Below are 7,326 nucleotides of genomic sequence, written 5' to 3' on the forward strand. Positions count from 1 at the left end.
GACCATAATCTTGTATTAAAAAGTAATGATAAATTGCTTGGCATAGCAATTACTTACATGGGCGTACTCTTATTTATTGGTATCTTTGATTTTATGAAAGAGGCTCTGCTCACAATTTTAGGTCAAAAAGTTACCAAAGAAATTCGGTTTGAAATGATGGAAAAATCAAAAAAAATAAATGCCATGTTCTTTTCCTCAAATGAAACAGGCCAAGTTGTTTCAAGGTTCACCAATGATGTGGATGCAATCAATTCCATGTTTACAAGTGGTATTATTGGAATGATGGTTGATTGCCTAAAAATTATAGGAATTATTGTTTCTATCTGGATGTTCAGTGCAAAGCTTGGAATTATTACTTTCATTCTACTTCCTATTATTTATATCATCACTCGGATTTTTCAAAAGAAAATGCTCAAGGCACAAATAGAAAATCGAATTTACGTTGGCAATGTAAACAATCATATTGCAGAAAGCTTTAAGAATGTTCAGATGATTAAATCCTACAGTAAAGAAGCCTATATGGAAAAAAAATATACTGATTATTTACTAGATAACTATAAAACAATAGAAAAAGTAAATTTCTATGATTCTGTATTTTCTCCCATTATCCAAATTACTAGAGCTGTAGTGATTGGTATTATTGTAATACTATCATCTAAGCACCTAAACTTTTTGGGTATATCATTAGGCATGGTTGCCGCCTCCATTGAATTGATTTCCAATTTATTCGCTCCCATTGAAAATTTAGGTATGGAGCTACAAAACATTCAACAGGCAGTATCTGGTATCAATAGGGTGAATGACTTTTATCGTTTACCTGAGGACCACCACACTCGCAGCGAACTTAAAGTGGAGGATATTATTCCAATTCGCTCGGAGATAAAACTATCCTTTAATGATGTAACCTTTCAATATGAAAAAGGGATTGATATTTTGAAAAACATTTCTCTTGATTTAAAACCTAGCGAGAAGGTTACCTTTGTAGGTAGAACCGGTGTTGGAAAATCCACATTATTCAAACTTACTATGGGATTTTTAAAACCCTCAAATGGAACTATCACCATAAATGGAATTGATGTTTATAGCATATCAAACTCCGAAAAGCGCAAAATATTCGGCTATGTTGACCAGTCCTTTCATATGATAAATGGTACTGTGGCCCAGCAAATCAGTCTGCAGGACAAAAATATTAAAATGGAGCAAATTGAAAATGCACTGGACTTTGTTGGACTTACTGATTATGTAGTATCTTTAGAAAATGGTATAGATACGCAAGTAATTAGTAAAAATCTTTTTTCACAAGGTCAGAAACAGCTCCTTGCTATTGCTAGAGCAATTGTGGCAGACCCTCCTATTTTACTACTTGACGAAATCACTGCTAATCTTGATTCTATAACTGAAGAAAAATTTATATCAGTACTTCAAAAGGCAAGCCAAGCTCACACAATATTGTCTATAACTCACCGAGTGTCCTCAATTAGTCCTGGAGACACAATAGCTATTTTAGAAAATGGCATGATTAAAAATAGAGGCTCTTCTGAGATGCTGTCACAAAATGACGATTGGTATCATAATCATATTACACTAGAGAAGCTCACTTGGAGTTAACTCATCACCTTCAGTAATAATAGACATGAAAATAGCACAATTGATTTACAATTGTGCTATCATTTTGTTTAAAAAGGCATAATAAAAGTTTTCCCAGTTTTAGGATTTTTAGTTATATATACCGTGAGTCCATAAACCTCTTTAATTATATCTTCTGTTAATACTTCCTCCGGACTGCCATCTTTGTAAATTCCGCAATCATGCATTAGTATCATACGATCTCCATACGCTGCTGCTATGTTCAAATCATGAAGCACCGCAATAATTGTTATGTTTTTATTTTTATTTAACTGTTTAAGTTGATTCATTATTTCAATTTGGTGATGAATATCTAAGTGAGAAATAGGCTCATCTAAAAGAATTATCCCTGTTTCTTGGGCAATTGCTCTTGCCACTACTACGCGTTGTCTTTCGCCACCACTGAGTGCATTGATGCTTTTTTTTCTAAGTTCCCAAGTATTCGTCATTTTCATCGCCTTCATAGCTATTTTTATGTCATTTTCACTTTCAGAACAAAATCTAGAAATATGTGGTGTTCTTCCCATAAGAACTATATCTTGTACTGAGAAATCAAATTCAATCTCTGTACTTTGCGATACCACCGCCATCTCCTTTGCCAGCACTTTAGTTTTCATTTGAGTTAACTTCTTTTCATCAATAAAAATTTCACCTTTTTCAGTGCTAAGCGATTTTGATAGTATCCTCAAAAGAGTTGTTTTACCTGATCCATTTGGTCCTAGAATGGTGTAAAATTTTCCTCTTTCAATATTTATATTAATGTCCTTTAATACTTCCTGTTCAAATGAAAAACTTATGTTATTTATTTCAATCAATTAAATCGCCTTCTTCTTTGTTCTATATAACAAATATATAAAAAATGGTACTCCAAAAATTGAAGTAATAATTCCAACTGGTATTTCTGCTGGAGGAACTATTACTCTTGCAAGTGTATCGCAAATTATTAAAAATATAGCTCCCCCAAGTGCAGAAAATGGTATAACCACTCTATTATCAGACCCAAAAATCATTCTAATAGAATGAGGCACTATAAGGCCTACAAAGCCAATTATTCCACTTACAGATACAACTACTGCCACCATCAAAGTACTTATTACAAATATATACTTTTTAAATCCATTTACATCTATACCAAGGCTCCTAGCACTATCTTCTCCAAGCATCATAATATTCAGATCCCTTGAAAATACTGATATAAACAAAATTGAAGGAACTATTATTATAAACAGTAGAATTACCTCATTCCAACCAGCTGTTGAAAAACTACCCATAGTCCACATAACTATTTTCTGAATATCGTCACTATTAAAAGTCATCATTAATGAAATAATAGCAGATAATAAATAATTAATAGCAATACCTGCGAGGAGAAGTGTTGCAGCTGGAACTTTTGTTCCAACTCTCGCAATATTATATACCAAAAAAGTAGTTATTATAGCTCCTATAAACGCATTGCATGCTATCATACTCATCCCAAAGAAATGAATTTCTTTAAGAAAAAGCATGGTTACAGTTGCCCCAAGTGCTGCCCCAGACGAAACTCCGAGAACAAAAGGGTCTGCCATTGGATTCTTGAATATTCCTTGAAAAGATGTTCCAACCACTGAAAGCGCAGCTCCTACCAAGCAAGATAAAAGTATTCTAGGAAGTCTTAGATTCAATAATATAACTGCAGAAGTAGGCTTAATTTCCCCTAATGATACAAAGTTATTTAATATTGGTATTTTACTTATTAAAATTAAAGCAGTCTGTTTTAAAGAAATGTCTGCCGCCCCAAAATTTGACGCAATAATTATTACAATTAGGAGTAAAAATACCCCTACTGCAAAAACTCTTCTATAATAATTTTTCTCTTCTATAAACGTCATAACCCTGTAGCCCCTTCTATTTAAAAAGTTCAGGATGGATTAATTTAGCAATTGCTTCTAGTCCATCTGCAAGTCTTGGTCCCTGTCTAACAATGATATTTTCATCAACCTCCAATAATTTCCCACTCTTAACTGCTTTCAAATCTTTGTAACCATTAGTAGCTTCTATACCTTTTTTTGAATCATATAACTTAGAGCATATTAAAATATCAGGATTCTTTTCTACAAGTTTTTCTACACTGTATTTCCAACCAATTGCATCTTCTGCAACATTTTTCCCACCAGCCATTTCTATCATATTGCCTATGAATGTATCTTTTCCTGCAGTGAAATCACCACTTTTACCGAACCCCGCTACATAATACACAGTTGGTTTCTTAGCATTAGCTACCTTCGTAGTTATATCTGCAACTTTCTTTTTCATGTCGGCTATTATTGTCTGTGCTTTTTCACTGGCATTTACAACCTGGCCAAGCTTAGTCATAGTATCATATACACCAGTAAAATTTTCTTCACCATAAAGCACTATAACCTTTATATTAAGGGCTTCTAATTGTTTAATAACGTCCTTGCTAAAAAGCATCGACGCAATAACTACATCTGGTTTTAATTCAATAATTTTTTCTATACTTGGTTCTAATAAACTACCAACGGATGGTATCTTGCTACACTCAGTTGGATAATCATCGTAGTCACTTCTACCAACTAGACTAGAATCTTTACCAAGGGCATATATTCCCTCTGTTATAGTCGGTGAAATTGAAATAATTCTTTTAGGTTCTTTATCAATGGTAACTGTCCTATTATATGAATCAACAATATTTAAAGGATATACAACATCTTTTGTCACCTTTTTAGTAGTATCAAGAACCTTATTCTTCTCAGCCGTGCTACCGCAAGCACTAAATAAAAGACTTACAAAAATAGTTAAAACTATACTTATTAAAATCTTTCTTTTAAACATAAATTTCCTCCTAGTATTCCTTAGTGGCACTAAGTAATTATTAATTGTTTAGTCTCCAGAAATTATAATTTTTCACTTACATATTACATTATTTAATCTTTATTGGTATACCACAAACCACCATGTGAACTTCCATGGCTCTCGATGCGATATACTGATTTGCTCTACCTGCAATATCTCTAAAAACCCTTGCCATCTTATATTCTGGTACAATTCCAGATCCGATTTCGTTAGTTACAAGAATTATTGTTTTCAAGTTTTTTTCTGCTTCGCAAAGAAAATTATCTATCTCTTGTAAAATTCCTTTTTCCATTTTATCTATATCCTGATCATTAAGATCATCAAAGTTATCCCCTACTTGATCAAACATTAGATTCGTAACCATTATTGTTATACAATCTAATAAAATCGTATCAAACTGCATTTGTACGTTATCGAATACCTGTTCTAAATTCTTGTAACCTTCAAAAGTATACCAGGTAGCTGGTCTTCTTTCCTTATGCTTTTTTACTCTATCCTTCATTTCATCATCAAATGGAATTGAAGTAGCAATGTAGAGTACACCGCCCTTAGCTTCTTTAGCTAACTTTTCAGCATATGTACTTTTTCCACTCCTTGCTCCACCTGTTATAAGTATGATCTTTTTCATATCATACCTCCTTATTATTTTATTTATTATTTATATGTAAAAAATTAAGAAAATAAAAAAAACCACTTCACAAGGAAGTGGAATAATGCAATTAATTTTTCCGCTTATTGGTTACCCAATATTTTCTTAAATTACGCATTTTTCATCTTCCCCCGAAGACTAAAATTCAGTGCATTAGGCAGGTTTACTGGCTTTAGCGTCATCTTACTCTCCAACCTTCTCGGTTTCCCAATGGTTTTTTGGATTTCATTCTCTAATACAGTAGCGGCGGGCTGCAGTGGTTTTTAACCACTTTCCCTTTTAACCCCTATTACAGGGCACCTAAAACTAATATTCAATTTTTATTATGTTCATAATAATTATTGTAACATCAAAAAAATATTTAAGCAATAGAATTTCGTAGAGCCATATTGGGAAGAATAGTAGTTAGGTTAGGTATTAAATTAGTTCATATTAATAAACTATGTGTGACAATTAGTCACATTAAAGTAAATTTCTCTAGATTAAAGTTACGTATTTTGCTATTATATAAATATAGTTACCATATGCTTATATTATAAATAAATAATGAAAAATTGGAGGGTATAATGAAAATAAATAAAAAGCTAGTTATAATAATTTCAATAGTTATTTTAATAGGAAGTATGGGTCTAATTTATAAGTCTACTAGTTCAGTGCCCATTAAAGAAAGCACTAATTTAAATGGATTAAATGAAACGAAAAAGCTAGAAAAAAAGTATGAAGAAACTTTATTAAGTACTCAAGAATTAGATGAATTGCCAATATATGATAGTTCAAAGACTCAAGAAACAATTAGTAAACCGGTATCTACTAATATAGTAGAAAACAAGAAAATACCAATACTTATGTATCATTCTATTAGTTATGAAAAAGGAAATACATTAAGAGTTTCAAAAGAAAACTTCAGAAATCAAATGAAATATATTAAAAATAATAATTATACAGCATTAACATTAGATGAGCTTTATAGCTATATGCAAAAGGGCGGAAAACTACCGACTAAACCCATAGTAATAACTTTTGATGATGGTTATATAGATAACTACACAAATGCATATCCTATATTAAAGGAATTCAAAATAAAGGCAACTATGTTTGTAATTACCAATACCATAGATAAAGAAGAGAATTATTTGACTTCTAATCAACTAAGATTAATGGATTTAGACAATATAAGAATAGAAAGTCATACTGTCGCACATGAACATTTAGATAAAATACCATATGAAGATAATGTAAAAACTATGAAAGCTTCAAAAATTAAATTAGAAAAGATATTAAACAGAAAAATAAATTACATTTCATATCCTTACGGTGGATATACTGAAAGCACTATAAAAGCTGCTAAACAAACAGGTTATATATTAGCTTTTTCAACAGAATTTGGTTGGATAGGTAAAAATGATAATATATATTCATTAGGGAGAATATTTGTTAATTCAAATTATAATTTAGAACAGTTTAAAGCAAAATTGAATTCATAAAATAAAAATAATATATAGGGTTTTAAATGTTAACTTCGACATATAATTTTAGTTTAATAGATTAAATTTGCATATGTATAATGCCCCATTTACAATTCTGTAATAAGAGAATAGGTGGAAAATATGAAAACAAAATCATTGAAATTTAAGATAGTAGTTTTTGCTATCTTATCTGCTATAGGATTAGGACTTATAGTTAATTCTACACTAAAAAACACTAATTTTAAAAGCAGTGATTCAATTATTATAAAAAGTAATAATGAGTTGAAATCTAATAAAACTTCTGAAATAAAAAATCAGGAATCAAAAAAATTAGAACTCGAAAAACAGCAGCAGATGAATCAAAAACAAGAAATTTTAGAAAACATATGGAAAAAAGGATATGATCAGTTTTTTCAAAAAGAATATAACAAAGCTATTGAAACAGAAAGGCAAGTTATAAAGGAAGATCCTACCTTTTATAAGGCATATGCTGTAGAAGGAATTGCTTTAGCTTACAGTGGGAATTTTAAGAGTGGTATAGAACAAATTGACCAAGCTTTAAAACTTAAGCCTGATTATGGTTATGCAAGGTTTAATAAAGCACTAGCTAATGAGTTATACGGACATTATGATGAAGCTATCAAATGGTATAAAAAAGCTTTAGAAGTGGAAAAATTCGAATGGAGTTATTATGGTATAGCTAGTATTTATGGAAGAAAAGGTGATATTGAA

7 protein-coding genes and 1 riboswitch are annotated in these 7,326 nt (G+C 31.0%); of the genes, 3 read left to right on the top strand and 4 right to left on the bottom strand.

Translation table 11 applies throughout. The annotated features are described in order from the left end of the window. The coding region (locus tag JJE11_RS11090) for an ABC transporter ATP-binding protein (RefSeq protein ID WP_291635557.1) at window positions 1-1,608 on the top strand (1,608 nt) is incomplete at its 5' end. A 68-nt stretch (window positions 1,609-1,676) separates the two neighbouring features. Here JJE11_RS11090 and JJE11_RS11095 read toward each other — a convergent pair. The 4 genes from JJE11_RS11095 to cobU form a co-directional block, all read right to left on the bottom strand. Further along, window positions 1,677-2,441 (bottom strand): heme ABC transporter ATP-binding protein, encoded by a 765-nt coding sequence (locus tag JJE11_RS11095; protein ID WP_291635559.1) that lies wholly within the window; start codon window positions 2,439-2,441, stop codon window positions 1,677-1,679. Then, window positions 2,442-3,494 (bottom strand): iron chelate uptake ABC transporter family permease subunit, encoded by a 1,053-nt coding sequence (locus JJE11_RS11100; protein ID WP_291635561.1) that lies wholly within the window; start codon window positions 3,492-3,494, stop codon window positions 2,442-2,444. 16 nt (window positions 3,495-3,510) lie between these two features. After that, on the bottom strand, window positions 3,511-4,458 hold the full coding sequence (locus JJE11_RS11105) for an ABC transporter substrate-binding protein (protein WP_291635563.1): 948 nt from the start codon (window positions 4,456-4,458) through the stop codon (window positions 3,511-3,513). 88 nt (window positions 4,459-4,546) lie between these two features. Continuing rightward, window positions 4,547-5,107, bottom strand: coding sequence for a bifunctional adenosylcobinamide kinase/adenosylcobinamide-phosphate guanylyltransferase (gene cobU, locus JJE11_RS11110; protein ID WP_291635565.1), 561 nt, complete (start codon window positions 5,105-5,107; stop codon window positions 4,547-4,549). Between the two features lie 159 nt (window positions 5,108-5,266). Then, a riboswitch (cobalamin riboswitch) is annotated at window positions 5,267-5,447 on the bottom strand. A gap of 247 nt (window positions 5,448-5,694) precedes the next feature. Between cobU and JJE11_RS11115 the strand changes: the two genes are divergently transcribed. Both JJE11_RS11115 and JJE11_RS11120 read left to right on the top strand, forming a co-directional pair. Further along, window positions 5,695-6,612, top strand: a complete 918-nt coding sequence (locus JJE11_RS11115; RefSeq protein ID WP_291635567.1) for a polysaccharide deacetylase family protein — start codon at window positions 5,695-5,697, stop codon at window positions 6,610-6,612. A gap of 123 nt (window positions 6,613-6,735) precedes the next feature. Next, the coding region (locus JJE11_RS11120; RefSeq protein WP_291635569.1) for a tetratricopeptide repeat protein at window positions 6,736-7,326 on the top strand (591 nt) is incomplete at its 3' end.

Origin of the sequence: Clostridium sp., from assembly GCF_016650095.1 — a bacterium.
Taxonomy (GTDB): Bacteria; Bacillota; Clostridia; order Clostridiales; family Clostridiaceae; genus Clostridium_AD.

Bases quoted from the DNA above. Each gene is read 5' to 3' on its own strand.
- JJE11_RS11100 (WP_291635561.1), bottom strand. From the start codon at position 3,494: ATGACGTTTATAGAAGAGAAAAATTATTATAGAAGAGTTTTTGCAGTA.
- JJE11_RS11105 (WP_291635563.1), bottom strand. From the start codon at position 4,458: ATGTTTAAAAGAAAGATTTTAATAAGTATAGTTTTAACTATTTTTGTA.
- cobU (WP_291635565.1), bottom strand. From the start codon at position 5,107: ATGAAAAAGATCATACTTATAACAGGTGGAGCAAGGAGTGGAAAAAGT.
- JJE11_RS11115 (WP_291635567.1), top strand. From the start codon at position 5,695: ATGAAAATAAATAAAAAGCTAGTTATAATAATTTCAATAGTTATTTTA.